The following is a 281-nucleotide window of genomic DNA, read 5'->3' on the forward strand; positions in this document are numbered from 1 at the left end:
AATGTCCGCTTGGTTAGTCCTAGTCAAAATACGATTTTTAATCAAAGTGTACGTAATGATTTGCTGCCTATCATACTGAGTGAACAAGGCATCTATCAACTAATTATTAGTAGCGGTAATCAAACAGTTGGCGATTATAAATTTCAACTATTAGATTTAGCAGTCAATACTGAACCACTCCAGTTTAATACTGCTAATCCGATTACAGGTACACTCAACTCCAGATTAACTAGAAAAATCTATCGTTTTAGTGGAAATGCAGGACAACAATTATTTTTTGA

General features: G+C 33.8%; 1 protein-coding gene. It reads left to right on the plus strand.

The window, feature by feature from the left end:
- On the plus strand, positions 1-281 hold a 281-nt coding region (locus AACS98_RS20910), incomplete at both ends, for a hypothetical protein (RefSeq protein WP_198161171.1).

This window comes from Anabaena sp. CA = ATCC 33047 (assembly GCF_963870205.1).
In the GTDB taxonomy this organism is placed as follows: domain Bacteria; phylum Cyanobacteriota; class Cyanobacteriia; order Cyanobacteriales; family Nostocaceae; genus Trichormus.